This is a genomic window from Barrientosiimonas humi, assembly GCF_006716095.1.
Lineage (GTDB): Bacteria > Actinomycetota > Actinomycetes > Actinomycetales > Dermatophilaceae > Barrientosiimonas > Barrientosiimonas humi.
This window is the reverse complement of sequence record NZ_VFOK01000001.1, coordinates 28,715-54,499: the sequence shown is the minus strand read 5'-3', so window position 1 is coordinate 54,499 and position 25,785 is coordinate 28,715. Positions and strand designations below refer to the sequence as shown.

23 protein-coding genes and 1 riboswitch are annotated in these 25,785 nt (G+C 72.0%); of the genes, 8 read left to right on the top strand and 15 right to left on the bottom strand.

Going from position 1 to position 25,785, the window contains the following annotated elements:
* Nucleotides 1-18: 18 nt before the first annotated feature.
* The 3 genes from FB554_RS00255 to FB554_RS00245 all read left to right on the top strand — a co-directional run bounded on the left by FB554_RS00255 (nt 19) and on the right by FB554_RS00245 (nt 3,412).
* A complete protein-coding gene (locus tag FB554_RS00255; RefSeq protein WP_142004106.1) occupies nt 19-1,029 on the top strand; it encodes an EamA family transporter in 1,011 nt (336 codons plus the stop codon).
* Nucleotides 1,030-1,048: 19 nt separating this feature from the next.
* Complete coding sequence (locus tag FB554_RS00250; RefSeq protein ID WP_142004105.1) at nt 1,049-2,215, top strand: NADH-quinone oxidoreductase subunit D; 1,167 nt, start codon at nt 1,049-1,051, stop codon at nt 2,213-2,215.
* A 237-nt stretch (nt 2,216-2,452) separates the two neighbouring features.
* On the top strand, nt 2,453-3,412 hold the full coding sequence (locus FB554_RS00245) for a DUF6801 domain-containing protein (RefSeq protein ID WP_142004104.1): 960 nt from the start codon (nt 2,453-2,455) through the stop codon (nt 3,410-3,412).
* Between the two features lie 297 nt (nt 3,413-3,709).
* Here FB554_RS00245 and FB554_RS00240 read toward each other — a convergent pair whose 3' ends face one another.
* The 9 genes from FB554_RS00240 to dacB all read right to left on the bottom strand — a co-directional run bounded on the left by FB554_RS00240 (nt 3,710) and on the right by dacB (nt 12,923).
* The gene (locus FB554_RS00240; protein ID WP_142004103.1) at nt 3,710-4,207 is read right to left on the bottom strand and encodes a DUF3180 domain-containing protein; all 498 of its coding nucleotides are present in this window, start codon (nt 4,205-4,207) and stop codon (nt 3,710-3,712) included.
* On the bottom strand, nt 4,204-5,091 hold the full coding sequence (folK, locus tag FB554_RS00235; protein ID WP_142004102.1) for a 2-amino-4-hydroxy-6-hydroxymethyldihydropteridine diphosphokinase: 888 nt from the start codon (nt 5,089-5,091) through the stop codon (nt 4,204-4,206). Before folK ends, FB554_RS00240 begins: the two co-directional genes overlap by 4 nt.
* Nucleotides 5,088-5,897 (bottom strand): dihydropteroate synthase, encoded by an 810-nt coding sequence (folP, locus tag FB554_RS00230; RefSeq protein WP_142007330.1) that lies wholly within the window; start codon nt 5,895-5,897, stop codon nt 5,088-5,090. Before folP ends, folK begins: the two co-directional genes overlap by 4 nt.
* A 45-nt stretch (nt 5,898-5,942) precedes the next feature.
* On the bottom strand, nt 5,943-6,521 hold the full coding sequence (gene folE / locus FB554_RS00225) for a GTP cyclohydrolase I FolE (RefSeq protein WP_142004101.1): 579 nt from the start codon (nt 6,519-6,521) through the stop codon (nt 5,943-5,945).
* Nucleotides 6,499-8,526 (bottom strand): ATP-dependent zinc metalloprotease FtsH, encoded by a 2,028-nt coding sequence (ftsH, locus tag FB554_RS00220; protein WP_142004100.1) that lies wholly within the window; start codon nt 8,524-8,526, stop codon nt 6,499-6,501. The genes folE and ftsH overlap by 23 nt, the downstream gene beginning before the upstream one ends.
* 226 nt (nt 8,527-8,752) lie before the next feature.
* Nucleotides 8,753-9,304 (bottom strand): hypoxanthine phosphoribosyltransferase, encoded by a 552-nt coding sequence (gene hpt, locus FB554_RS00215; RefSeq protein ID WP_142004099.1) that lies wholly within the window; start codon nt 9,302-9,304, stop codon nt 8,753-8,755.
* Between the two features lie 2 nt (nt 9,305-9,306).
* A complete protein-coding gene (gene tilS / locus FB554_RS00210; RefSeq protein ID WP_236022190.1) occupies nt 9,307-10,440 on the bottom strand; it encodes a tRNA lysidine(34) synthetase TilS in 1,134 nt (377 codons plus the stop codon).
* Complete coding sequence (locus FB554_RS00205; protein ID WP_142004098.1) at nt 10,416-11,456, bottom strand: zinc-dependent metalloprotease; 1,041 nt, start codon at nt 11,454-11,456, stop codon at nt 10,416-10,418. Before FB554_RS00205 ends, tilS begins: the two co-directional genes overlap by 25 nt.
* A 36-nt stretch (nt 11,457-11,492) precedes the next feature.
* Entirely contained in the window at nt 11,493-12,923 is a 1,431-nt protein-coding gene (gene dacB / locus FB554_RS00200; RefSeq protein ID WP_142004097.1) for a D-alanyl-D-alanine carboxypeptidase/D-alanyl-D-alanine endopeptidase, read from the bottom strand.
* Nucleotides 12,924-13,047: 124 nt separating this feature from the next.
* On the opposite strand from dacB, the gene FB554_RS00195 reads away from it, so the two are divergent.
* The 4 genes from FB554_RS00195 (at nt 13,048) to FB554_RS00180 (ending at nt 18,516) form a co-directional block, all read left to right on the top strand.
* Nucleotides 13,048-13,638: an inorganic diphosphatase gene (locus FB554_RS00195; RefSeq protein WP_142004096.1), complete on the top strand. Its 591-nt coding sequence runs from the start codon at nt 13,048-13,050 to the stop codon at nt 13,636-13,638.
* A gap of 317 nt (nt 13,639-13,955) precedes the next feature.
* A riboswitch (cobalamin riboswitch) is annotated at nt 13,956-14,181 on the top strand.
* 122 nt (nt 14,182-14,303) lie between these two features.
* Nucleotides 14,304-16,937 carry a ribonucleoside-diphosphate reductase subunit alpha gene (locus FB554_RS00190; protein ID WP_142004095.1) on the top strand — a complete coding sequence of 878 codons (2,634 nt, stop codon included), beginning with the start codon at nt 14,304-14,306 and terminating at the stop codon, nt 16,935-16,937.
* The gene (locus FB554_RS00185) at nt 16,934-17,947 is read left to right on the top strand and encodes a ribonucleotide-diphosphate reductase subunit beta (RefSeq protein WP_211344503.1); all 1,014 of its coding nucleotides are present in this window, start codon (nt 16,934-16,936) and stop codon (nt 17,945-17,947) included. Before FB554_RS00190 ends, FB554_RS00185 begins: the two co-directional genes overlap by 4 nt.
* 5 nt (nt 17,948-17,952) lie before the next feature.
* A complete protein-coding gene (locus tag FB554_RS00180; protein WP_236022189.1) occupies nt 17,953-18,516 on the top strand; it encodes an acyl-CoA thioesterase in 564 nt (187 codons plus the stop codon).
* Between the two features lie 29 nt (nt 18,517-18,545).
* Here the strand turns inward: FB554_RS00180 and FB554_RS00175 are convergent, their stop codons facing one another.
* Together FB554_RS00175 and FB554_RS00170 are read right to left on the bottom strand one after the other, a co-directional pair.
* Nucleotides 18,546-19,898 (bottom strand): MFS transporter, encoded by a 1,353-nt coding sequence (locus FB554_RS00175; protein WP_236022188.1) that lies wholly within the window; start codon nt 19,896-19,898, stop codon nt 18,546-18,548.
* A gap of 5 nt (nt 19,899-19,903) precedes the next feature.
* Nucleotides 19,904-20,560, bottom strand: a complete 657-nt coding sequence (locus tag FB554_RS00170; RefSeq protein ID WP_142004094.1) for a GntR family transcriptional regulator — start codon at nt 20,558-20,560, stop codon at nt 19,904-19,906.
* A gap of 56 nt (nt 20,561-20,616) precedes the next feature.
* On the opposite strand from FB554_RS00170, the gene FB554_RS00165 reads away from it, so the two are divergent.
* Entirely contained in the window at nt 20,617-21,600 is a 984-nt protein-coding gene (locus FB554_RS00165; protein ID WP_142004093.1) for an alpha/beta fold hydrolase, read from the top strand.
* Nucleotides 21,601-21,634: 34 nt separating this feature from the next.
* Here the strand turns inward: FB554_RS00165 and FB554_RS00160 are convergent, their stop codons facing one another.
* From FB554_RS00160 to FB554_RS00145, 4 genes are all read right to left on the bottom strand, one after another.
* Nucleotides 21,635-22,666, bottom strand: a complete 1,032-nt coding sequence (locus FB554_RS00160) for a serine hydrolase (RefSeq protein ID WP_142004092.1) — start codon at nt 22,664-22,666, stop codon at nt 21,635-21,637.
* Complete coding sequence (locus FB554_RS00155) at nt 22,663-23,694, bottom strand: hemolysin family protein (RefSeq protein WP_142004091.1); 1,032 nt, start codon at nt 23,692-23,694, stop codon at nt 22,663-22,665. The genes FB554_RS00160 and FB554_RS00155 overlap by 4 nt, the downstream gene beginning before the upstream one ends.
* Entirely contained in the window at nt 23,694-25,046 is a 1,353-nt protein-coding gene (locus FB554_RS00150; RefSeq protein ID WP_142004090.1) for a hemolysin family protein, read from the bottom strand. Before FB554_RS00150 ends, FB554_RS00155 begins: the two co-directional genes overlap by 1 nt.
* Nucleotides 25,047-25,204: 158 nt before the next feature.
* Complete coding sequence (locus FB554_RS00145) at nt 25,205-25,747, bottom strand: hypothetical protein (RefSeq protein WP_142004089.1); 543 nt, start codon at nt 25,745-25,747, stop codon at nt 25,205-25,207.
* Nucleotides 25,748-25,785 lie beyond the last annotated feature (38 nt).

Below are 25,785 nucleotides of genomic sequence, written 5' to 3'. Positions count from 1 at the left end.
CCTAGCGTCAGGGGCATCATGCAGGATAACTCCTTACGCCGGCCGCGCCGCATCGCGCCGCTCGGCCTGCCCCTCGCGCTGGTCTCGGCCGCGGCCTTCGCGACGTCCGGGGTCTTCGGCAAGGCGCTGTTCCAGGCCGGCTGGACGCCCGCGGCCGCCATCACCGCCCGCATCGGGGTCGCGGCCCTGGTGCTCGGCGTCCCCGCCGCCCTCGCGATGCGCGGCCGGTGGCACCTGCTGCGCCGCAACCTGCGCACCGTCGTGCTCTACGGCATGACCGGGGTGACCGGCTGCCAGCTGTTCTACTTCCTCGCGGTCGAGCGGCTCTCCGTCGGCGTCGCGCTGCTGCTCGAATACCTCTCCCCCGTGCTGCTGGTGCTGCTGTCGTGGATCACCACCCGGCGCGCGCCGCACCCGCTCACCGTGGGCGGCACCGTCGCGGCCATGGGCGGGCTGGCGCTCGTGCTCGACGTCTTCGGCGGCGTGCGGCTCGACCCGGTCGGCGTCGCGTTCGGCCTCGCGGCCGCGGTGTGCTCGGCGGCCTACTTCCTGCTCGCCGCGCGCGACCACGACGACGCGCTGCCGCCGCTGGCGCTCACCGGGTTCGGGATGATCGCCGGCCTGGTGCCGGTGGTGCTCGTGTCGGCGCTGCAGGTGCTGCCGTTCCGCTGGTCGGCCACGCAGGTCCCGCTCGCCGGGAGCGAGGTCAGCGTGCTCGTCCCGATCCTCGGCATGGGCGTGCTGGCCGCGGCCTTCGCCTACGCCACCGGCGTGGTGTCCGCGCGATACCTCGGCTCGCGCATCGCCTCCTTCGTCGCCCTGTCCGAGGTGCTCTTCGCGGTGCTGTTCGCCTGGCTCTTCCTCGGCGAGCTGCCCGGGCCGATGCAGCTGGCCGGCGGGGTGCTGATCCTGCTCGGGGTGATCCTGGTCCGACTCGGCGCGACCGAGCCGGCCGCCGCCGACGTACCACCCGGGCCGGAGGCCCAATCTGCGATCGACGCCGTGCGGCCTACGAGCCCCGCGACCTGAGGTCGGCATACTGGCCGGCATGGCCCCCAACCCGCAGGAGCTCACCGTCGGCGTGGGCGCGGGCGGTCTCGCGACCGCCGACATGGTGCTCAACATCGGGCCGCAGCACCCCGCGACGCACGGCGTGCTGCGGCTGCGCATCGTGCTCGACGGGGAGCGCATCGTCGAGGCCGAACCGATCGTGGGCTACATGCACCGCGGCGCCGAGAAGCTGTTCGAGGTGCGCGACTACCGACAGATCCTGGTGCTGGCCAACCGGCACGACTGGCTGTCGGCGTTCAGCAGCGAGATCGGGGTCGCGCTGACCGTCGAGCGGATGCTCGGCATGGACGTGCCCGAGCGGGCCACCTGGACGCGCACCCTGCTGGCCGAGCTCAACCGGGTGCTCAACCACCTGATGTTCCTCGGGTCCTACCCGCTCGAGCTCGGCGCGATCACGCCGATCTTCTACGCCTTCCGCGAGCGCGAGGACCTGCAGGCCGTGATGGAGGAGATCTCCGGCGGCCGCATGCACTACATGTTCAACCGCGTCGGCGGGCTGCGCGAAGACCTCCCCGCCGGCTGGCTCGACCGCGTCGCCGAGACCGTCGCGCTGGTGCGGCGGCGCCTGCCCGACCTGGAGAGCATGCTGGTCGGCAACGAGATCCTGCGCGCCCGCACGCGCGGGGTCGGCGTGCTCCCGCGAGACCTGGCGAGCGCGTACGGCGTGTCCGGGCCGATCGCCCGTGCGTCCGGTCTCGACATCGACCTGCGGCGCGACGCGCCCTACCTGGCCTACGGCGAGCTGTTCGGCCCCGGCGGCCCGGGTCGCGTGGTCACCCGGGAGGCCGGCGACTGCCTGGCCCGGCTCGAGGTGCTGCTGGAGCAGACCCAGGTCAGCCTCGACCTCGCCGACCGGTGCGTCGAGGTGCTGCGCGACCTGCCGCGCGGGCCGGTCAACGTCAAGCTGCCCAAGGTGCTCAAGGTGCCCGAGGGCGATGACTACACCGCCACCGAGAACCCCCTCGGGCTGAACGGCTACTACCTCGTCTCACGCGGTGAGAAGACCCCGTGGCGGCTGAAGCTGCGCTCGGCGTCGTTCAACAACGTGGCGGTGCTGCGCGAGCTGCTGCCCGGAGCGCTCCTCGCCGACATGGTGGCGATCCTGGGCTCGACCTTCTTCGTCGTCGGCGACATCGACAAGTAGGGCATCGACAAGGAGTCCGCGCGGCCGCGTCGGCGGGCGGTCGGACCGCCCCGTCGAGAGGGGTCCGGGACTGCCCTCAGCCGCCCCGGACGAGTCCCCGTTCGCCTGCCCGCTAACAGGTGATCCTGAAAAATTTGTGATCAACCTCTCCCACGAGGCTGATCGGCCTGGCATGGTGGGACTTACTTACTGTTCGGTAGGTAGCGGGAGGCTCCTACCGCCATCCAGAGGAGAAGCATGTCGCACCGCACGACTACGGGCCGCCGGGTCGGGGCCCTCTCCGGCATCACCGCACTCGCCTTCGCCGGATTCGCCCTCGCTACCGCCCCCTCCGCCGACGCCGCGCAGAGTGCCGAATTGAGTTACACCTGCTCCGTGCCGGCCTTCGGCATCACCTTCGAAGACCCCTGGCTCGTGACCGTCGAGGGTGACCTGCCCGAGTCCGTCGAGCCCGGCGCTACCATCGAAAGCCCAGCCATCACCGCCACCGTCACCGCCGGCGAGGACTCGGTGCAGACCCTGCGAAGCCTGGGCAACACCGAGATCACCGAGGGCACGGCTGACGCGGGTTACACCGTCGATGGCGAACAGCGCTCGGCATCGCTTACCGTCCAGGGCACCCCGATCCCCGTTCCCGAGAGTGGAACCCTTACGGTCACCGCCACTGGCACCGGCGAGAGCGAGACCGCGCCGGAGACCCCGGGAGAGGTCCCGGTCGTCATCGGGGACTTCACCACCGCCCTGACCACCAACACCGGCTTCGTGGCCCAGATCGAGTGCTCTCTCAACGAGGGCCAAGACAGCACGCTCGCGACGATCACCGTGGGTGACACCGGCCCCGAGCCGTCGCCGAGCCCCACCGACTCGCCGACCGCGTCGCCGACCGACCCGTCGCCGACCCCGACGGACCCGGAGCCGACGGACTCCCCGACCGCGTCGCCGACCGACCCGGAGCCGACCGACTCGCCCACCGCGACCCCGACCGAGCCGGAGCCCACCGACTCGCCGGAGCCGACCGACACCGCGACCCCGACCGGCACCCAGGAGCCGAGCGACCCGGGTCAGCCGACGGGCCCGCCCGTCGAGACCGGTGTCGTGGGTGAGGGCGACAACGCCACCGCCGCCGGTGTCGCGCTGCTGACCATCAGCGGTGCCGCCCTCGCGGTCGCCACGGGTCGTCGTCGTCTGCGCGACTGATCCAGCACCACCCGCAAGCTTCGGCGGGGTCGCCCTCAGGGGGGCGGCCCCGCCGTCGTACGTCCGCCTGGCCGGTCGACGAGAGGTGACGGCTCCGCGCCGGGAGGCCGCGACCCCCGTCACGAACCGCCCCGGCCGGCCCGGCACCCGGGCGGCGCTCGCCCCAGATCGTGCGTTCACGTACGAAATGCAGAGCCCACCCGCGCCGCTCCGGGCCTGCCCGCCCCAGATCGTGCGTTCACGTACGAAATGCAGAGCCCACCCGCGCCGAGCCGCGTGCCGGACGGATCGCCCGGGTCAGGCCGTGGCCGCGCCGCCGCCGCGGGAGCGGCGGTCCTCGTCGTCGTCCTCGGGCGGGATCCGGCACCACGCCTGCGCGACGAACCCGGCGACCGACAGCAGCACGCTGACCACCGCCAGCACGAGCGCGAGCCACATCTCCTCGCGCTGCGAGGCGACGTCGGCGTTGGGCAGGCGCACCAGCACCTGCGCGGCGTACCACCCGAACGCCACGCCACCGGCGACCGCGCTGGCCCGGGCGGCGACGAGCACCCCGCGCGCCAGCTGCGGGCTCGGCGGCTCCGGCGTGCGGCCGGCGACGTAGCTCTTGATCTGCCAGGCCAGCACCAGGATCGGCATCGCGACGAGCGCGATCACCGCGATGGTCAGCCAGCTGTTCTGCGGCAGGTTGCCGCCCCGGCTGCTGACGAACCGCAGGAGCGCGTAGCACACGACCAGCATCCCGGCGCCGCTCCACAGCACGACCCGGGGCCGCAGCCCCTCGTCCGGCGTCATCGCGGCCACCCCGGCCCCGGACGTACGTCCTGCTCGCCCAGTCCGTCGAGCACCTGGGCGACGGGCAGCACCTGGCCGTCGACGCGCAGGAGTGCGTCGGGGTCGGCCTGGGCCCACGGCGCCAGCACGAACGCGCGCTCGTGCGCGCGCGGGTGGGGCAGGGTCAGGTCGGCGCGGTCGGAGCGCACCTCCGAGGCCTGGCCCGGCACGCCCACCTGGATCAGGTCGAGGTCGAGCGTGCGGGCGCCCCACCGGGTCTCGCGCACCCGGCCGTGCCGCGCCTCGATGCGGTGCAGCTCGCGCAGCAGCGTCCACGGTGCCAGGCGGGTGCGACCGACCGCGACGGCGTTGAGGAAGTCGGGCTGCTCGGGGCCGCCCACCGGCGCGGTGCTGAACGGCTCGGACACCGCGACCACGTCGAGCCCGGGCAGCGCCTGCAGCGCCCCGAGGGCCGCGAGCAGGGTGTGCTCGCGGCGGCCGAGGTTGGCGCCGAGGGCGATGACGACCTCGCGGTCCTGCTCGCGGCGCACGGTGACCGCGGGGCCGCCGCCGGGCTCGAAGGTCACGCCGGCGGGCGCCTTGGGCTTGTGGATCGTGACCTCGACGGCCTCGACCGGGTCGTGCCGCAGCGCCGCGGCGGCGACCCGCTCGGCCAGGGTCTCGACCAGGTCGACCGGCGGCCCGGCGAGGATCGCCTCGGTCTCCTGCGCGACGTCGGCATAGCTGACCGTGCGGGCGAGGTCGTCGCTGTCGCCCGCGGCGCGCAGGTCGATCTCGAGCAGCACGTCGGCGACGAACGGCTGCGGCTCGGTCTTCTCGTGCTCGAGCACGCCGTGGCAGGCCGCGACCCGCAGGCCGGTCAGGCTGATCCGGTCGGCGCTCACGACGCCGCTCCCGCCCGGGCGGCCCGCACCGCGGCGACCACCTCGACCGCGGCCCGGGTCGAGGGGATGTCGTGCACGCGCACCGCCCAGACGTCGTCCTGGGCGAGCAGCACGCTGGTGGCCGCGGTGGCGGCGTCGCGCTGCTCGGGCGGCAACGGTGCCCCGGGCGCGGCGCCGATGTCGCCGAGGAAGCGCTTGCGCGAGGTGCCGACGAGGACCGGGTGCCCCAGACGTACGAGATCCCGCAGCGAGGCGAGCAGCTGCCAGTTGTGCTCGGGGGTCTTGGCGAACCCCAGACCCGGGTCGAGGACGACGTGCTCGGGGGCGACGCCCGCGGCGACCAGCGCCTCGACCCGCGCGAGCAGCTCGTCGCGCACCTCGGCGACGACGTCGGCGTAGACCGCGCGGGTCTGCATGTCGTGGCTGTGGCCGCGCCAGTGCATCGCGACGAACGGCACCGACAGCCCGGCCACGACCCGTGCCATCGCGGGGTCGGCGAGCCCGCCGCTGACGTCGTTGACGATCCGGGCGCCGTGGTCGACCGCGCGGGCGGCGACCGCGGAGCGCATGGTGTCGACGCTCACCCAGGCGCCCTCGGCGGCCAGCTCGGTGACGACCGGGAGGACGCGGCGCAGCTCCTCCTGCTCGTCGGGGCGCTGGGCGCCCGGGCGGGTCGACTCACCGCCCACGTCGAGCAGGTCGGCGCCCTGCGCCAGCAGCTCGCGGCCGTGGGCGATCGCCGCGTCGGCGTCGAACCAGCGGCCGCCGTCGGAGAAGGAGTCGGGCGTGACGTTGACGACGCCCATCAGGAGCGGTCGGCCGGTCGGTCGGGTCGGCAGGCCGGTCACGGGTCAGCGCCCCGTGACCAGGCTCATCGCCTCGGCCCGGGTGGCCGAGTCCCGCAGCAGCCCGCGCACCGCGGAGGTCTGCGTGCGGGCGCCGGGCTTGCGCACCCCGCGCATCGACATGCACAGGTGCTCGCAGTCGAGCACGACCAGCGCGCCCTGGGCCTTGAGGTGGCGCATGATCGCGTCGGCGATCTGGCTGGTGAGCCGCTCCTGCACCTGCGGCCGCTTGGCGTAGACGTCGACGAGGCGGGCCAGCTTGGACAGCCCGGTGACCCGGCCGTCCTTGGCGGGGATGTAGCTCACGTGCGCGACGCCGTGGAAGGGCAGCAGGTGGTGCTCGCAGGTGGAGTAGACCTCGATGTCCTTGACCATGACCAGCTCGTCGTGGTCGATCTCGAAGGTGCGCTGCAGCACCTCGGCCGGGTCCTGCTGGAGCCCGGCGAACATCTCGGCGTACGCCCGCGCCACCCGGTCAGGCGTGTCGCGCAGACCCTCGCGCTCGGGGTCTTCACCCACGGCGATCAACAGCTCCCGGACCGCCGCGGCGGCCCGGCGGTGGTCAATCTTCGCGCGGGTCGACATAGCCGCCCTCGGGGACCTCGATGACCGCCTCCGGCGGGTGCTCCTCGACCTGCTGCTTGTCCTCGGGCAGCTGCTCGCCGCGGGCCAGGGCCTCGCGCTCGGCAGGGGTGAGCACCGGGCCGCGGTCGCTCACCGTGCGCAGGTCGCTGGACAGCCACACCGGGCGCTGCGGGCGCTTGCGCACGTCGCGGAAGACGACCTCGAGGTCGGACTGGCCGAGCGTCTCGCGCTGGAGCAGCTCCAGGAGCAGGTTGTCGAGGATGTCGCGGTTGTCGTTGAGGGCGTGCCACGCCTCGTCGTGCGCGGCGTCCACCAGCCGGCGGACCTCCTCGTCGACGACGGCGGCCATGCCCTCGGAGTAGTCGCGCTCGTGGCCCATGTCGCGGCCGAGGAAGACCTCGGAGTTGCCCTGGCCGAGCTTGATCGCGCCGACCCGCTCGCTCATGCCGAACTGGGTGACCATCTTGCGCGCCAGACCGGTGGCCTTCTCGATGTCGTTGGCCGCACCGGTGCTGGGGTCGTGGAAGACGATCTCCTCGGCGACCCGGCCGCCGAGGGCGTACGACAGCTGGTCGAGCAGCTCGTTGCGCGTCGTGGAGTACTTGTCGTCGACGGGCAGCACCATGGTGTAACCCAGCGCGCGGCCGCGCGGCAGGATCGTCACCTTGCTGACCGGGTCGGTGTAGTTCAGCGCGGCGGCCACCAGGGCGTGCCCGCCCTCGTGGTAGGCGGTGATCTTGCGCTCCTTGGCGCTCATCACGCGGGTGCGCTTCTGCGGGCCGGCCATGACGCGGTCGATGGCCTCGTCGAGCGCCCCGTTGTCGATGACCCGGCCGTTGCTGCGCGCGGTGAGCAGGGCGGCCTCGTTGAGCACGTTGGCGAGGTCGGCACCCGAGAAGCCCGGCGTACGTCGGGCGACGGCGAGCAGGTCGACGTCGGGAGCCATCGGCTTGCCCTTGGCGTGCACCTGCAGGATGTGGTGCCGGCCGACCATGTCGGGCGCCTCGACCGCGATCTGCCGGTCGAAGCGGCCCGGGCGCAGCAGCGCCGGGTCGAGGATGTCGGGCCGGTTGGTGGCGGCGATGAGGATGACGTTGGTCTTGACGTCGAAGCCGTCCATCTCGACCAGCAGCTGGTTGAGGGTCTGCTCGCGCTCGTCGTGACCGCCGCCGAGGCCGGCGCCGCGGTGGCGCCCGACGGCGTCGATCTCGTCGACGAAGATGATGGCCGGCGCGTTGGCCTTGGCCTGCTCGAACAGGTCACGCACGCGCGAGGCGCCCACACCGACGAACATCTCGACGAAGTCGGAGCCGGAGATCGTGTAGAACGGCACGCCCGCCTCGCCGGCGACCGCGCGGGCGAGCAGCGTCTTGCCGGTGCCGGGCGGGCCGTACAGCAGCACGCCCTTGGGGATCTTGGCGCCGACCTCGAGGAACTTGCGCGGCTCGGAGAGGAACTCCTTGATCTCGTGCAGCTCCTCGACGGCCTCGTCGGAGCCGGCCACGTCGGCGAAGGTGACCTTGGGCATGTCCTTGCTGGCGAGCTTGGCCTTGGACTTGCCGAACTGCATGACCCGGCCGCCGCCGCCCTGCATCTGGGACATGAAGAACCAGAACAGACCGAGGATGAGCAGCAGCGGCAGCATCGTCAGCAGCATGCTGACGAAGATGTTCTGCTGCTCGGGGTCGTCGGTGAAGCCCTGGCTCGGCGGGCGCTGGTTGAGCGCGGTGACGATCTGCTCGCCGCGGGCCGGGACGTAGTAGGCCTGCACCTTGTCGGCGTCCTGCACGTCGCCGACGTCCTGCGCGGACTTCAGGGTGAGGTCGACCCGGTCGGGCGTGACCTTGGCCGACTCGACCTTGTTCTCGTTGATGAGGGTGATCGCCTGCGAGGTGTCGACCCGCTGGAAGCCACCGGAGCCACCCACGGCGAACCACAGGAAGGCGATCGCCACGACGAGGACGATCCAGAACCCAGGTGCACGGGCGATGCGCTTCGCGTTCATGAAACTGCGGGGCGGGGCCCCGATCCTCCTGCTCAGGTTGGCCGGCGGCGGCGCCCTGCTCGCAGGGTGGGCAGCAGCCGAGACACAGACTTGGCCGACGGTACACGCCGCGCACGGCCCGTCCGGACGCGGTATGCCCGCGTCTGCGCAGTTGAACGCGCGGCCCGCGGGCAGTGTTCCCCGCTGCGGCGTTCGGCGCCGCGGCCTTCGGCGCCGCGGCCCGGCGTCAGCTGTAGACGTGCGGGGCGAGGGTGCCGATCTCGCGCAGGTTGCGGTACTGCTCGTCGAAGTCGAGGCCGTAGCCGACGACGAACTCGTTGGGGATCTCGAACCCGACGTACTTGCAGTCGATCTCGACCTTCGCGGCGTCGGGCTTGCGCAGCAGCGTGCAGATCTCGACCGACGCCGGCTCGCGCGACTCCAGGTTGGAGCGGATCCACGACAGGGTCAGGCCGGAGTCGATGATGTCCTCGACGATCAGCACGTGCTTGCCGCTGATGTCGGTGTCGAGGTCCTTCAGGATGCGCACCACGCCCGAGCTCTTGGTGCCCGAGCCGTAGGACGACACCGCCATCCAGTCCATCGGCACGCTGCCGGGGAGGGTGCGCATGAGGTCGGCCATCACGAGGATCGCGCCCTTGAGCACGCCCACGAGCAGCAGGTCCTTGCCCTCGTAGTCGCGCCAGATCTCCTCGCCGAGCTCGGCGAGCCGCTCCCGGATCTGGTCCTCGGTGAACAGCACCTTCTCCAGGTCGTCACCCATGTGCGAGGCGTCCACGCTCACTCCTGATCTGCGTCTGCACCGGCGACGTCGTCGGCGGCGTCGGCGGGGCGGGGCTTGGGGCGAGCCCATTCAACCCGACCGTGGGGGTGGGCGGCGAGCGTGGGCCCGATGCGCCGCACCGACAGGGCCGGTACGTCCACGGGGCCCTGGCCGCGCCAGTCGGCGACGAGCCGGTCGACCTCGGCGAGGTGCCGCGACCCGAGGGCCGCCCCGTCGGCCCCGGCCTCGAGCAGCCACCGCCGCAGCGCCCGGGTGCGCACGGCTCGCGGCAGGCGCACCAGGCCGTCGATCTCGAGCGCGGCGTCTCCGTCGGGGACGTGGCCGGTCGCGGCGGGGCGGGCCGCGGCGAGCTCGTGGTCGGCCCAGGCGGTGAGCGCGTCGTCGTCGTCGCGCAGCAGGCGCGCGGTGCGGGCCAGGTTGGCGCCGAGCTGCGGCCCGAGGGACTCCGACAGCTGGGCGAGCGCGGCGCGGGCGCGCACCCGGGCGAATCGCGGGTCGTCGTTGTGCGGGTCGCGCCAGGGCGTGAGTCCCGCTGCGGCACAAGCAGACTCGGTCTCCTCGCGGGTGACGTCGAGGAACGGGCGCAGCAGCGTCGGCGACGCCTCCGGCATGCCCGCGAGCGAGCGGGCCCCCGAGCCGCGCAGCAGGCCGAGCAGCACCTGCTCGGCCTGGTCGTCGCGGGTGTGACCGAGCAGCACCCGGTCGGCCCCGAGCCGCACCCGCGCCTCCTCGAGCGCGGCGTGGCGGGCGGTGCGCGCCGCCATCTCGGGCCCGTCGCCGGAGCCGTCGGCGACCTCGACGCGCACGACCTCCACCGGGTCGAGACGAAGCGCCCGGCACTGGTCGGCGGCCGCCCGGGCCACGGCGTCGGAGGCGGGCTGCAGGCCGTGGTCGACCACGACGGCACCGGCCCGCACGCCCGCCCGGGGCGCCTCGAAGGCGGTGGCCGCGGCGAGCGCCAGCGAGTCGGGGCCACCGCTGACCGCGACCAGCACCGTCAGCTCCCGGCCGGGCGGATCAGCCTCTCCCGCAAGGGAGCTCAGCCCACGGCGTACGGCCAGGCGGGTGCGGGCGACCGCGGGCGGCGGACCCGGCACGGCGTCGGTCAGCCGTGCACCCGGGCGACCCACGCCTCGGGCTCGGCGATCTCGGTGGGCAGCGGCAGCGTCTCGGGCGAGGTCCACACCTGGTTGAAGCCGTCGAGGCCGACCCGGTCGACGACGCTGCGCACGAAGACCGCGCCGTCGCGGTACTGCCGCATCTTGGCCTCGAGCCCGAGCAGCCGCCGCAGCAGCCGGTCGGGGCCGCTGGCGCCCTTGCGCCGCTCGTCGAACTTGGCGCGGATCTCGCCGACCGTGGGGACGATCTGCGGGCCGACGGCGTCCATGACCACGTCGGCGTGCCCCTCGAGCAGCGACATGATCGCCGTGACGCGGGCCAGCTCCTCGCGCTGCTGCGGGGTGGTGACGAGGTCGGCGAGACCCTGGCCGCCCTCCTTGAACGCGCCGGGCAGCCGGCCGGTGATCTGCTGCAGCCGCTCGGGCAGCTTGTCGGGGTCGGGCACCAGGTCGACCATCAGCGTGCGGGCGCTGGTGATCACGTGCTCGCGCAGCCACGGCACGGCGGTGAACTGCACCCGGTGGGTCTCCTCGTGCAGGCAGACCCACAGCCGGAAGTCGCTGGGGTCGACGCCGAGCTCGCGCTCGACCTGCACGACGTTGGGCGCCACCAGCAGCAGGCTCGGGGTGCCCTCGGGGGCGAGGTCGAACTGCCCCAGCACCTTGCTCGCGACATAACCGAGCAGCGCGCCCATCTCGGCGCCGGTGACCTTGGCGCCGACCTTGCGCACGGTCGGCCCGGCGGCCTTCTTGGCGGTGATCTTCTCGACCGCCGGCGCGACGAGCGCGCCCATCGAGGCGGTGTTGGCGTCGATCCAGGCGGTGCGGTCGACGACGTGCACGGGGGTGTCGCCGGCCGGCGCGTGCAGCGCGGCGGTGTCGGCGACCGGCTGGTGGGCCCGGTCGGCGGCCGAGTGCAGCTCGGCCACGGCGGCCCGTGCCTCGTCGAGCGTCACCTTGGGCCCGTCCTTGACGATGCGGTGGCCGGTGCGTCGCGCGAGGTCCCAGTCGATGTACTCCTGGCTCATGCTGGCGACCCTACGTCGTCAGGACGCGGCGGCTGCTCAGCGGCAGCCGCAGTCGGCGAGCGCGGTGACGATGCGGTCGAGGTCGGCGCGCGCGGCCAGCGGCCCGCGCGGCTGCTCTCCGTTGTTGATGATCGTGAAGACCAGCAGGCGCCCGTCGCGGGTGACGACCGTGCCGGCCAGGCTGGTCACTCCGGGGAGGCTGCCGGTCTTGGCGCGCACGCCGCCCGCGCCGTCGGTGCTGCCCGTCGCCTGGAACCTGTTGTGCAGCGTGCCGTTCCAGCCGCTCACCGGCAGCCGGGTCAGCACGTCCTGGAACGCCTCGACCTGGCCGCTCGCCCCGCGCTGCACGACGTCGGTGACGACCCGCGCCGGGATCGTCGTGCCGTCGGCCAGGCCGCTGGCGTCCATCAGCTTCACCCCGCGCAGGTCGATGCCGTCCTCGCGCAGCACCCGCAGCACCCACGCCGTCACCGAGGCACCGTCGCCGGGCACCCCGTCCTTGGCCGCGGCCTGCCGCCCGAGCGACTCGGTCATCGCGTTGTCGCTGTCGCGCAGCGCCAGCCCGAGCACGTCGACCAGCGGCGCCGAGCGCACGACGCCGAGCTGCGGCGCCCCGTCGGGGGTCGTCACCTTCTGGCCCAGCTCGGCCGTGATCCCTTCTGCCGCAAGGGCTTTCACGAACGCCTGGGTCGTGCTGCGCGCCGGGTCGGTCGGCGGGGCGGTGCCGGGGTCGGAGCGGTCGTCGGCCAGCCCGAGCATGCCGACGCGGGTGGTGAAGCCCATGTCGACGAGGTCCTGCTGCCAGTTCACGTTCTGCAGCGGACCGGGGGCGTAGGACAGGTCCCAGCCGACCGTGACCGACGTGCGCCCCTGCTTCTTCAGGTTGGCCGCCACCTGCTTCGCGAGGTCGCCGAGCCCGGCACGGCCGGCCACCTCGTCAGGGTTGCCCTTGCCCCTGGCGAGCGCGGTGTCACCGCCCGCCACCAGCACCACCTGGTCGCCCGGCCCCTGCCGGACGGTCGTCGCGAGGGTGCTGTCGAGGTCGAGTGTGCGCGACACGGCGTACGCCGTCAGCAGCTTGGTGATCGACGCCGGCGTGCGCGCGGCGTCGGGGTCGAGCGCGAACAGGCTCTGCCCGGTGCTGGCGTCGCGCACCGCCATCGACGTCGTCGGGCCGAGACCGGGGGCGTCGAGCAGCGGCTGCAGCGCGGCGCGGACGCCCTCGGGCGTGGGCGCGGTGCCGCCGACCCCGGGGAGAGCGGCGGGTGCCTGCGGGGGCTGCGGGGGCTGCGGACGGCGTACGTCGGGCGGGGGGGTCGACTCCCCCGGCAGCGGCACGGCCTCGCGCGGAGCGTCAGCGGTGGTGAGCACGCCCGGCACGACGTCGAAGGTGTCGAAGGTGGCGTAGCCGCCGATCAGCGCGACCGTCGCGGCGCCCGCGACCAGCGCGCGGTGCGATCTGCGCACGCTGCCCCCTTGCTCCGCGACCCGTTCTCGTGGGAGACACTAACCGCGAACTGTCCGCGGACGTACCCCGCGGGCGCCCCACCCCGGTGCGCCGCACCGCACAGCTCAACGATGAGGACATTCCATGGAGTTCGACGTCAGCATCGAGATCCCACGCGGGACTCGCAACAAGTACGAGATCGACCACGAGACCGGCCGCATCCGGCTCGACCGGCTGCTCTTCACCGCGATGTCCTACCCCGCCGACTACGGCTACATCGAGGACACCCTCGGTGAGGACGGCGACCCGCTCGACGCGCTCGTGCTGCTGGACGAGCCGACCTTCCCCGGCTGCGTCGTGCGCGCCCGCGCCGTCGGCGTCTTCAAGATGGTCGACGAGGCCGGCGGCGACGACAAGATCCTGTGCGTGCCCGCGGGCGACCCGCGCAAGGACGGCGTCACCGACATCACCGACATCAGCGACTTCACGCTGAAGGAGATGCAGCACTTCTTCGAGACCTACAAGGCGCTCGAGCCGGGCAAGTCGGTCGAGGAGGGCTCGCACTGGATCGGCTCCGCCGACGCCGACCGCGTCGTCGAGGACGCGCTGCAGCGCGCCAAGGACCAGGGCGTCACCACCGCCCGCTGGGCCATGCCCGGCCACGCCCCCGACGAGACCGAGCGCTCGATCGACCGCGACCAGACCTCCGACTCCCAGGCCGACGCGCCGGAGTGATTCTGGTCTTGTCTCCTCCTCCGGGAGCTGCGTGCTGCGCTGCGCACCTCCCGGCATCGTCGACAAGACGAACGAGACGACGGCGGCACAGTTAGTACGACGGCGGACCACTTCTGATGTGGTCCGCCGTCGTGTTATCTGTGCCGCCGTCGACGATGCCGGGCGGGCGAGCCTGCGAGCCCGGCCGGAGGAGGAGACGCGGCCGAAAGCACGGCCTGGTCCGCCGTTGTCGTACGCGCGGGCGCCCCGCGCGTATAGCACCCGGCCTCTCGGCGATCCAGCACATCCCCGGCTAGCGTGTCGCGGGCGGCACCACATATGGTGCTCTCGTTGCTGGTTCACCCCCAGATGTTCCGCATCTGGCCGGTGAGGCAAGAGGGAACCCGGTGCGATTCCGGGACTGCCCCGCAGCGGTGAGTGGGAACGACCGCCGTCATCGGCACTGGATCCGGCCTCGAGCCGGTCTGGGAAGCGACGGCCACTAGGCGGGCCAGCCGGCCCACGCCCACGAGTCCGAAGACCTGCCAGCACGCCGTCCGACCGGACGGTGGTCCGCGGCCTCGAGGGACAGGCCCACGACGATCACGGCTGCCCCGGCGCGGTCGTACGTCCGCCTCCCCTCGCGACCTCGGGCACGCAGGACTCGAGGGAGGAGGCATCACGACATGGCCATTCAGGTCACCAAGCGCGACGGGTCGCGCGAGCCGTACAACGCCGATCGGATCAACCGGGCGATCGAGCGCGCCGCCGAAGGCCTGCCCGACGGGCTGGCGATGACCATGCAGCTCGCGTCGGAGCTGGAGATCACGCTGTTCGACGGCATCACCACCGAGCAGCTCGACGAGGCCGCGATCCAGGTCGCGGTGCAGAACGTCAAGGACGACCCCGACTTCGACGTGGTCGCCTCGCGGCTGCTGCTGAAGACGATCTACAAGAAGGTGCTGGGCGACTTCGAGACCCAGACCGAGCTGGCGCTGCTGCACCAGGCGCGCTTCCCGGGCTACGTGCGCGAGGCCGTCGAGGACGGGCTGTTCGACCCGCGGCTCGCGAGCGCGTTCAACCTCGAGGAGCTCGCCGCCGCGCTGGACCACAGCAACGACGACGCGCTGCGCTACATCGGCATCGTGACGCTGCGCAACCGCTACATGGCGACCGGCCCCGGCGGGCAGATGCTCGAGGTGCCGGCCTACTTCTGGATGCGCGTCGCGATGGGCCTCTCGGTCAACGAGAAGGAGCCCACGCAGGCCGCGATCCGCTTCTACCGCAAGATGTCTCGCCTCGACTACCTCGCGGCCGGCTCCACCCTCGTCAACGCCGGGACCGCCAACCCGCAGCTGTCCAACTGCTTCGTGATGCAGATGGACGACGACATCGAGCACATCGCCAAGTCGGTGCGCGACGTCATGTGGCTGACCAAGGGCACCGGCGGCATCGGCCTGTCGGTCACCAAGCTGCGCGCCGAGGGCTCCCCCATCCGCAGCAACAACACCACCTCCACCGGGCCGATCCCGTTCATGCACACCATCGACTCGACGCTGCGCGCGGTCTCCCGCGGCGGCAAGAAGTTCGGCGCGCTGTGCTTCTACATGGAGAACTGGCACCTGGACTTCCCGCAGTTCCTCGACCTGCGGCAGAACGCCGGCGACCCCTACCGCCGCACCCGCACCGCCAACACCGCGGTCTGGATCTCCGACGAGTTCATGAAGCGCGTCGAGAACGACCAGCCGTGGTACCTCTTCGACCCGCTGGAGACCCCCGACCTGGTGGAGCTCGTGGGCGAGGAGTTCTCCGCGCGCTACGCGGAGTATGTCGACCTCGCCGAGAAGGGAAAGCTGCGCTCGTTCAAGAAGATTCGGGCGCGCGAGCAGATGACGGCGATCCTCGTGTCGCTGCAGACCACGTCGCACCCGTGGCTCACCTGGAAGGACTCGATCAACCTCCGGGCGCTGAACGACAACACCGGCACGATCCACCTGTCGAACCTGTGCACCGAGATCACGCTGCCGCAGGACCGCGACAACGTGTCGGTCTGCAACCTGGCCTCGATCAACCTCTCGCGCCACCTCGACGACGGCGAGTGGGACTGGGACCGCCTCGCCGAGAGCGCGCGCATGGCGATCCGCCAGCTCGACAACCTCATCGACATCACCCGCTCGTCGGTGCCGGAGTCGGAGCACTCCAACGACCAGAACCGCGCGGTCGGCCTCGGCGTCATGGGCTTCACCGACGTGTGCGAGCGGCTCGGCATCTCCTACGAGTCGGACGAGGCGTACGAGCTCATCGACCGGCTCGTGGAGTTCGTCTCGTGGCACGCGATCGACGAGTCCGCCGACCTCGCGAGCGAGCGCGGGGCGTACCCCAACTTCGCCGGCTCCGGCTGGTCGCGCGGCCTCGTGCCGATCGACACGCTCGAGGCGATGGAGCGCCGCCGCGGCGTGCCGGTCGATGTCGACCGGACCACCCGGATGGACTGGGATGCGTTGCGCGCCAAGGTTTCCGGCGGCATGCGCAACGCCACGCTGATGGCGATCGCGCCGACCGCGTCGATCGGTCTGGTGGCCGGCACCACGCCCGGTCTCGACCCGCAGTTCTCCCAGCTGTTCAGCCGGGCGACGTCGTCGGGCAAGTTCCTCGAGATCAACCGCAACCTGGTGCGCGCGCTGCAGGAGCGCGGTCTGTGGGAGCAGATGCGCGAGGACCTGCTGCGCTCGCAGGGCGACCTCACCAACGTGCCCGACATGCCCGAGGACCTGCTCGCGATCTACCGCACGTCGTTCCAGCTGTCGCCGTACGCCTACCTCGAGGTGGCCGCGCGCGCCCAGAAGTGGATCGACCAGGCGATCAGCCGGAACATGTACCTCGAGTCGCGCGACATCGGCGAGATGACCCGCATCTACTCCGCCGCGTGGCGCAAGGGCGTCAAGACGACCTACTACCTGCACATGAAGCCGCGGCACACCGCGGAGCAGTCGACGGTCGCGGTCAACAAGTCCAAGTCCTCCGGCCGCAGCGCCGGCGGGTTCGGGTTCGCCCGGCGTACGCCCGCCAGGCCGGCCGTGCCGACGGCACCCGCGGCACCGGTCGCGACCGAGCCGGTCGCACCCGAGCCGGTGGCCGCACCCGTGGCGGCACCGGCCGCGCCCGTCCTGGTCGACCCGGTGGCGCCCGAACCGGTCGCGCCCGCGCCGGCCGCGCCCGTCGAAACCCCCACCCCCGCCGTCGAGGTCGTCCGTGACGACGACGTCCTCGTCTGCCCCACCGACCCCCAAGAGCTCCTGAACTGCGAGGCCTGCCAGTGACCACCGACGCCACCACCCAGAACGCCGGGCAGCTGCTCGGCACCGGAATCTCAGAAGGCTTGCTGCTCAAGCCGATTCGCTACGACTGGGCGTACGAGCTGTACAACCAGGCGGTCGCCAACACCTGGTTCCCGCACGAGGTGCAGCTCGGCGAGGACCTCGCCGACTTCCAGCGGATGAGCGACGAGGAGCGCCACGCCGTCACCTTCCTGATGAGCTACTTCAACCCCAACGAGCTGCTCGTCAACAAGGCCCTGGCGTTCGGGGTCTACCCGTACATCAACGCGCCCGAGGCGCACCTCTACCTGGCCAAGCAGATGTGGGAGGAGGCCAACCACTGCGTGGCGTTCGAGTACGTCCTCGAGACGTTCCCGATCGACCGCGAGGAGGCCTACTCGGCGCACGTCGACATCCCGTCGATGGCGGCCAAGGAGGAGTTCGAGGTCCGGTTCATCCAGCGGATGACCGAGCAGACCCTCGACATCACCACCACCGAGGGCAAGCAGGACTTCGTCCGGAACCTGGTGGCCTACAACGTGATCCTCGAGGGCATCTGGTTCTACAGCGGGTTCATGGTGGCCCTGTCGTTCCGGCAGCGGAACCTGCTGCGCAACTTCGGGGCGCTGGTCGACTGGATCGTGCGCGACGAGTCGCTGCACCTGAAGTTCGGGATCAACCTCATCCACACCGTGCTGGAGGAGAACCCCGACCTGCAGACCGAGGAGTTCGCCGAGGAGATCCGCCAGATGATCCTCGACGCCGTCGCGATGGAGGAGCGCTACAACCGCGACCTGCTGCCCAACGGGATCCTCGGGCTGAACGCCGACTACATCAACACCTACGTGAAGTACCTCGCCGACCGGCGGCTGGAGGAGCTCGGTTTCGAGCCGGAGTTCAACGTCAGCAACCCGGCGAAGTGGATGGCCACGGCCAACGACACGCTGCAGCTGGTCAACTTCTTCGAGGCGATCAACACCTCCTACGAGGTCGACGCCAAGGCCGGATCCTGACCCGCGTGGCCGACCAGCTGCAGGAGGCGCCGGTGGGAGCGGGCATGGTGGATGCCGTGAACGCTCCCACCGACGACTTCGAGACCGCACCGCGTGACACCCGGCTCACGCTCGCGCACATCATGAGTGCGCACGACACCAACCTGCTGGGCACCGTGCACGGCGGCGTGATCATGAAGTTCGTCGACGACGCTGCCGGCACCGCCGCCGCGCGCTACTCCGGCGGTCCGGCCGTCACCGCGTCGATGGACGAGATGCTCTTCCTCGCCCCGGTGCGGGTGGGCGACGTCGTCACGGTGAAGGCCCAGGTCAACTGGGCGGGCCGCACCTCGATGGAGGTCGGTTGCCGGGTCGAGACGACGCGGTGGGACGACCTGAGCGACCCCGTGCACGTGGCGACGGCGTACCTCGTGATGGTGGCGGTCGACGGCGAGGGCAAGCCGCGCGGCGTGCGCGAGCTGCAGCCTCGAACGCGCGAGGAGCAGCGGCGCTTCCGCGAGGCGACCATCCGCCGCGAGCACCGGCTCGCCCGCCGCGAGGCGATCCTGAGGTCGCGCGAGCAGGGCTGAAACCCCCTGCGCCCCAACGAGACTCGGCGTCAGGGGCGAGCGCGGTCGGCGAGGCGTGCGGGCACCAGGTGCGCGTACGCCTCGTCGCTGTGCACGACGCTGCGGGTGCGGCGGCGGTAGCGCACGATCATCACCAGGCCCGTGACCCAGACGAGGTACTGCACGGCCATCGCCCAGCGGAACGAGTCGACGGTGTAGGTCGACGGGCCGCCGGGGGCGACGTGGTCGAGCACGACGCCGATCAGCACCACCGTGCCGAGCGCGGCGGCGAAACCACCCACGTTGACGATGCCCGTCGCGCTGCCGATCCGGTTGCTGGGGTTGAAGGTTCGCGCCAGGTCGAAGCCGATCATCGACCCCGGGCCGCCGGCGGCGGTGATGACGACGAGCAGCACGAGCAGCCACATCGGCGCGCGGCCGGGCCACAGCAGCACCGCTCCCCACACCGCCATGATCGCGACGACCAGGCCCAGCACCAGGGTGGAGCGGGAGTAGGGGTAGCGGGTGATGTAGACCCCGAAGACCGGGCTCGCGCAGATCGCGGTGACCACCATGAGGCCGAGCAGCGTCGAGGCCTGCGCGGTGCTGAGGCCCTGCCCCGCGGTGAGGAACGGGAAGCCCCACATGATCGCGAAGACGTTGGAGCTGAACTGCGTCGTGAAGTGGCACCACAGGCCCAGGCGGGTGCCGGGCTGGCGCCAGGCCAGGCGTACGGCCCGGCCCACGGCGCGCATCTTGAGCTCGGTGCGCTCGTGCTCGCGGTAGGGGCTGTCGAGCACGACGACCGCGAGCGCGATCGCGAGCACCGCCCCGGCGACCGACGCCGCGAGGAAGCTCGTGGTCCAGCCCAGCTCCTTGAGGGCGTACGCCAGCGGCCCGGCCGAGACCAGCGCGCCCAGCTGTCCGAGCAGGCCGGTCACCTGGGTCACCATCGGGACCCGGGCCGGCGGGAACCACAGGGCGACCAGACGCAGGACCGACACGAAGACCATCGCGTCGCCCATGCCGACGAAGATGCGCGCGACGATGCCACCGGCGTAGGACTCGACGAACGCGAAGGCCAGCTGGGCCGAGCTCATCGTCAGCAGGCCGGCGCCGAGCATGACGCGCGAGCCGAAGCGGTCGAGCAGCGCGCCGACCGGGATCTGCATGGCGGCGTAGACCGCGAGCTGCACCATCGCGAAGGTCGCGAGCTGCGCCGAGCTGATGCCGAAGCGGTCGGCGGCGATGATGCCGGCGACGCCCAGCGAGGTGCGGTGGAAGACGGCGAGGACGTAGATCGCGATGGCGGTGAGCCACACGGCGAACGCCCGCCGGCCGCCCAGCCGGAAGCGCAACCCGTCGTCGAGATCGGTTGCGGTGGTTGCGGATTCGGCGGTCACGGCGCTCACCGTTCGCCACCGACGCCGAGCCGCTGCATCGCGTCGGCGACGTGCTCGCGGGAGGCCTTGACGAACTGGGCGCGGGTGCCGCTGCGCAGCAGCTCGAGCAGCTCGCCGTGGGTGTCGAGGGCGTGCTTCATCCGGCCCGACCCCGCCCGGATCTGCCCGGCGAGGATGCACAGCTGGCGGTCGCGCAACGAGGAGTAGTGCCGGGAGATCACCCCGTTGCCCGCGGCGTCGACGATCAGCTCGTGGAACGTCCGGTCGGCGGTCGAGAACGCGCCCGGGTCGTCGGCCTGACGGGCGGCGCGCATGGCCTCCAGCGCCGGCTCCAGCATCTCGACCAGGTCGGCGCGGCGGCTCCAGGCGCGCCCGGCGGCCCACTCCTCGATCACCTGCCGCGCCTCGAGCACCTCGCGCGCGTCGCGCGCGGTCACCGAGGTGACCAGCGCGCCCTTCTTGGGATAGAGCGTGACGAGACCCTCGACCTGCAGGCGCAGCAGGGCCTCGCGCACCGGCGTGCGCGAGACGCCGACCTCGTCGGCGACCTCGCCCTCGGTGAGGAAGGAGCCGCCCTCGCGGTCGCCGCCGAGGATGGCCGACTTGACGTGGTCGTACACCCGGTCGGCGGCCGAGGTGCGCGTGGTCGTTGATGCACTCATGTTGTATCCATCATAGATACAACACGCGTGCGGAGTCGACGCCGTAGGTTGTGAGCGTGGACACCTACACCCGTGACGGACTCACCTTCGACGTGACCGACGCCGGCCCGGCTGACGGCGAGCTGGTCGTCCTGCTGCACGGCTTCCCGCAGGACCGCACCGCCTGGCAGGACGTCACGCCCGCGCTGAACGCCGCGGGTCTGCGCACGATCGCGCCAGACCAGCGCGGGTACTCACCCGGCGCGAGCCCGAAGGCGCGGTCGGCGTACGCCATGCGCGAGCTGGTCGCCGACGTGCTCGCCCTCGCCGACGCGGCCGGCGCCGAGCGCTTCCACGTCGTTGGTCACGACTGGGGCGGCGCGGTCGCGTGGACCCTGGGCGAGCGGGTGCCGCAGCGGGTCGCGTCGCTCACCGTGCTGTCGACGCCGCACCCGCGGGCGCTGAACTGGGCGATGCTGCGCAGCGACCAGGCCAAGCGCAGCTGGTACATGGCGATGTTCCAGCTGCCGACCCTGCCCGAGAGGCGGCTGCACGCCATGCTCGGCGGGTTCTACCGCCGCAGCGGCCTCACCGACGAGCAGGCCGCGCGCTACGAGGCGCGCTTCCCCACGCCGGCCTCGCTGACCGCGCCGATGAACTGGTACCGCGCGATGCCCACGACCGTGCTCGCCAAGGCCAAGAAGCTCGCGACCCGAAGCCGGTCGAGCAGCGCAGGCCCAAGCCGGTCGAGCAGCGCAAGCCCAAGCCGGTCGAGCAGCGCAAGCCCAAGCCGGTCGAGCAGCGCAAGCCCAAGCCGGTCGAGTAGCGCGAGGGACGAGCGCGTATCGAGACCGACCTCCCCCAGCACCGTCACCGTCCCCACGACGTACGTCTGGGGCAGCAAGGACTTCGCGCTCGGCCGCGCGGCGGCCGAGCGCACGGCCGAGCTCGTGTCGGGTGACTACCGGTTCGTCGAGGTGAAGGCCGGCCACTGGCTGCCCGAGGCCAACGCCGACCTGGTGGCCGAGGAGATCACCCGCCGGGTCCGGTCAGCCCCCTGAGACGACCAGAAATGATCGAGGCGGACCGGCATGCCTATCCGCCTCGATCATTCTTGAGGTTGTCGAGCGCGGCCACCTCGTCGGCGAAGGCGGCGCGCAGCGGGTGGATGCTCGGCGTCTCGCGCGTGGGGTGCACCCGGTTGGTGAGCAGCACCGCGACGGCCTGCCGGTCGGGGTCGATCACCAGCGACGTCCCGGTGAACCCGGTGTGCCCCATCGTGCGCGGCCCGGCGAGGCCGCCCATCCACGCGGGGCGGTCCAGCTCGAAGACCAGGCTGTGCTGCTCGCCGGTCGCGCCCGAGCTCAGGTCGTCGCGCGCCCACCTGCCGCCGAACCCGTCGAGCACCGCCTGACCGAGCAGGCCCAGGTCGTGCGCGGTCGAGAAGATGCCGGCGTGGCCGCTGACGCCGCCGAGCGACCACGCGTTCTCGTCGTGCACCTCGCCCCGCACGACCCCGCGGCCGGCGTCGACCTCGTCCTCGGTGGCGGCGCACAGGGACGGCTCGACCGGCCCGAAACCGGTGCGGGACATGCCGATCGGGCCGGTGACGCGCGTCCGCACCAGCTCCGCGAGCCCGTCGCCGGCGACCGCCTCGAGCACCAGCTGCAACGTGATCAGGTTGAGGTCGCTGTAGGTGTATCGCGTCCCGGCCGGGGCCTCGAGCGGGCAGCGCAGCACCGCGTCGAGACGCGCGGCGCGGTCGGGCCAGTCGCTCCACAGCGGCAGCCACCACGGCAGTCCGCTGGTGTGCAGCGCGAGGTGGCGCACCGTGACGGCGTTCTTGCCGACGAACCCCGGCAGGTACGCCCGCACCGGCTCCCCGAGCGCGACGTCACCCCGGTCGACCAGCGCCGCCAGCGTCAGCGACGTGAACACCTTCGTGATCGACGCGACGTCGAAGACGGTGTCGCGCCGCATGAGGACCCGATCCGCTTCGGGCAGAAGGGTTCTCGCGCGGTCGGCGTACAGCAGTGCGTGACCCGACGCCTCGTGGAGCCGCACGTCGCCGCCGACCCGCGCCAGGCGTACCTGCCCCGGGACCCGGTCGAGCTCGTCGCCGCTCAGCCCTGCGCACCGATCTGGCCGACGATGCGCGCGATGACGTCCTCCAGCACGATGATGCCGACCGTGCGCCCGCCGTCACGCACCTGCAGCATGTGCGCCTGCGAGCGGCGCATCGTCTCGAGCGCGTCGCGCAGGGTCGCCTCCGACGCCAGCGACGGCAGCCTGCGCACGGCGCTGTCGGGCACCGGCTCGGACTGCATGCGGGGGTTGTTGTCGAGCACGTCCTTGACGTGGACGTAGCCGACGAACTGGTCCTGCACGTCGGGGTCGTAGAGCGCGATGCGCGAGAAGCCCGACTCGCGGGAGAGGGTCTCGAGCTTCGAGCGGGGCGCCGTCCGCGGGGCCAGCACGACCTCGGACACCGGGATCGTGACCTCCTGGACCGAGCCCTCCTCGAAGTGCAGGGCGCGGCTGAGCAGGTCGCGCTCGTGCTCGTCGAGCAGCCCCTCGCGGCTGGACTCCTCGACCATCTCGTGCACCTCGTCGCGGGTGAAGGTGCTGACGACCTCGTCGCGCGGCTCGACGCCGATCAGGTGCAGCACCCGGTTGGCCAGCCAGTTCATCGCGACGACGAACGGCTTGAGCACCCGGCTCACGAGCACCAGCGGCGGCCCGAGCCATAGCGCGCTGCGGTCGGGTCCGGCGAGCGCGATGTTCTTGGGGATCATCTCGCCGGCGACGACGTGCAACCCGACCACGATGGCCAGCGCGAGCACGAACGCGACCGGGTGGATCAGCCCGTCGGGCAGCCCCACCGCGCCCATCGGCCCGGAGATCAGGTGGGCGAGCGCCGGCTCGCCCACGGCGCCGAGGCCGAGCGAGCAGACGGTGATGCCCAGCTGCGCGGTCGCCATCATCAGCGACACGTTCTCCATGGCGCCGAGGGTGACCTGCGCGCGCCGGTCGCCCTGCTGCGCCAGCGGCTCGATCGAGCTGCGGCGCGCCGAGATCAGCGCGAACTCCGCGCCGACGAAGAAGGCGTTGAGGCCGAGCAGCAGCACGGCGACGCCGAGGAAGACCCAGTCCATCAGCGCTCCCCCTCGGTCTCGTCCGGCTCGACCGGGTCGCCGACGGAGACGCGCACGGTGTCGATGCGCACGCCCTCGAGGTCGACGACGCCGAGGGTGACCGGGCGGGTGCGGTGCTCACGGTCGTACCCGTCGAGCTCGACCTCGTCGCCCGGCTCGGCCATCCGCTCGAGGCGGAACAGCACGAGCCCGGCGAGGGTGTCGTAGTCGTCGGACTCCGGCAGCGACAGCCCGATCGTGTCGCGCACCTCGTCGATGCGCAGCAGACCCGACAGCTCCCACGTGCCGGTGGTCAGCTCGCGCGGGGCGGACGGCTGGTCGTGCTCGTCGTCGAGCTCGCCGGTGATCTCCTCGACGAGGTCCTCCAGGGTGACGACCCCGTCGACGCTGCCGAACTCGTCGATGACGACGCCGAGCTGGTGCGGGCCGTCGCGCAGCATCTCCAGCAGGGTGTCGAGGTCGACCGACGACGGCACCAGGGTCGGCGGCAGCATGACGTCGGCGACCGTGCGCCGGCTGCGCATGTCGACCGGCACCTGCAGCACCTGCGCGGTGGTGATCAGCCCCAGCACCTCGTCGGTCCTCGCGTCGAGCACCGGGAAGCGGGCGTGACCGCTGTCGTGGATCCGGTCGACCACCTGGGTGAGCCGCTCGTCGGGGCTGATGAAGTCCAGCTGCGAGCGCGGAGTCATCACCTCGTGCGCCCGGCGGTCTCCGAAGAGCAGGCTCCGGCGTACGAGATTGGCGGTGGCCTCGTCGAGCGTCCCCTGGTCGACCGAGCGAGTCACGAGGAAGGACAGCTCCTGCGGGCTGCGCGCCGACGCGAGCTCCTCGGTCGGCTCGATGCCGATGCGGCGCAGGAACTTGTTGGCCGCGCCGTTGAGGAAGGCGATGAGCGGGCGGGTGACCCTGGTGAAGCCGCGCATGAAGCCCTGCACCGCGCGGGCCGTGCGCAGCGGCAGCGCGATCGCGAAGTTCTTCGGCACCAGCTCGCCGAACACCATGGTCAGCGTGGTCGAGACGGCCATCGCGATGGCGACGCCGACCGCGCGGGCCGCGCCGCCCTCGATGCCGACCGCGCCGAGCGGACCGGTCAGCAGCCGGGCGAGCGAGGGCTCGGCGAGGAAACCGATCGCCAGGTTGGTGATGGTGATGCCGACCTGGGCGCCGGACAGCTGCGTCGACAGCGACTTCAGCGCGGTCTGTACGCCCGTGGCGGCCCGGTCGCCCGTCGCGACCTCGCGCTCGACGGCACGCCGGTCGACGGTGACGAACGCGAACTCGGCGGCCACGAACAGCCCGCACAGCACGACGAGCACCGCGGCGAGCAGCAGAAGCAGGACCTCGGTCATCGCCGAGGCCTATGTCGATAGGTGTCCACGTCGTCCTTCTGTGCGGGGGTCGGGGCGGTGGAGGATCCCACGATAGGGGAAGGCACGAGGTGCCTCATCGGTGACCGGCATCGGTGAGCAACCGTGCGCTGCAGCGCACGTTTCCTCACCGATCGGAGTCACCGATGCGGGTCGGCGGGCGGCTGGACGATGCGCCGCGCCGCACAAACCGACTTCACCGCTGCGGCGGCCACCACGATCAGGACGGACACGACGGTGTCTGCACCGTTCGCACCGTCCCAGATCGCCGCCACCCACGAGTCACCGCCGGTGAGTGCCGGACGCGCGGCGAAGAACAGCGCCGTCGCCCAGACGAAACTGATGGTTGCCGTCCACCAGAACGGTGCGACGCAGCTCGCCAGGTACGCGACGGCGACAGTCAGCCCGACAGGAAGCGCTGGGCGGATCTGGTAGATCGATGACTCGGCTGCAGGCGCGCCGGGCTGGGACACGATCAGAGCCGCACAGCCGACTGCCACCAGCCAGCCGGCAGCGATGGCCTGCACCCGCTTCCCTGCGAATACCGAGAGGGGGCCCGTGGAGTCGTATGAGGCCCGGGCCGCGGCGAGGGAGACGGCGATGGGGAACCAAGCCTGCACCAGAGTCCCTTCGGGACTTCCGGGATCGAAGATCAGCTGATTCTGCAGCGTGAGGTTTGCCACGACGATCGCTGCCAGGACACCGCACACCGCGGTCCCGC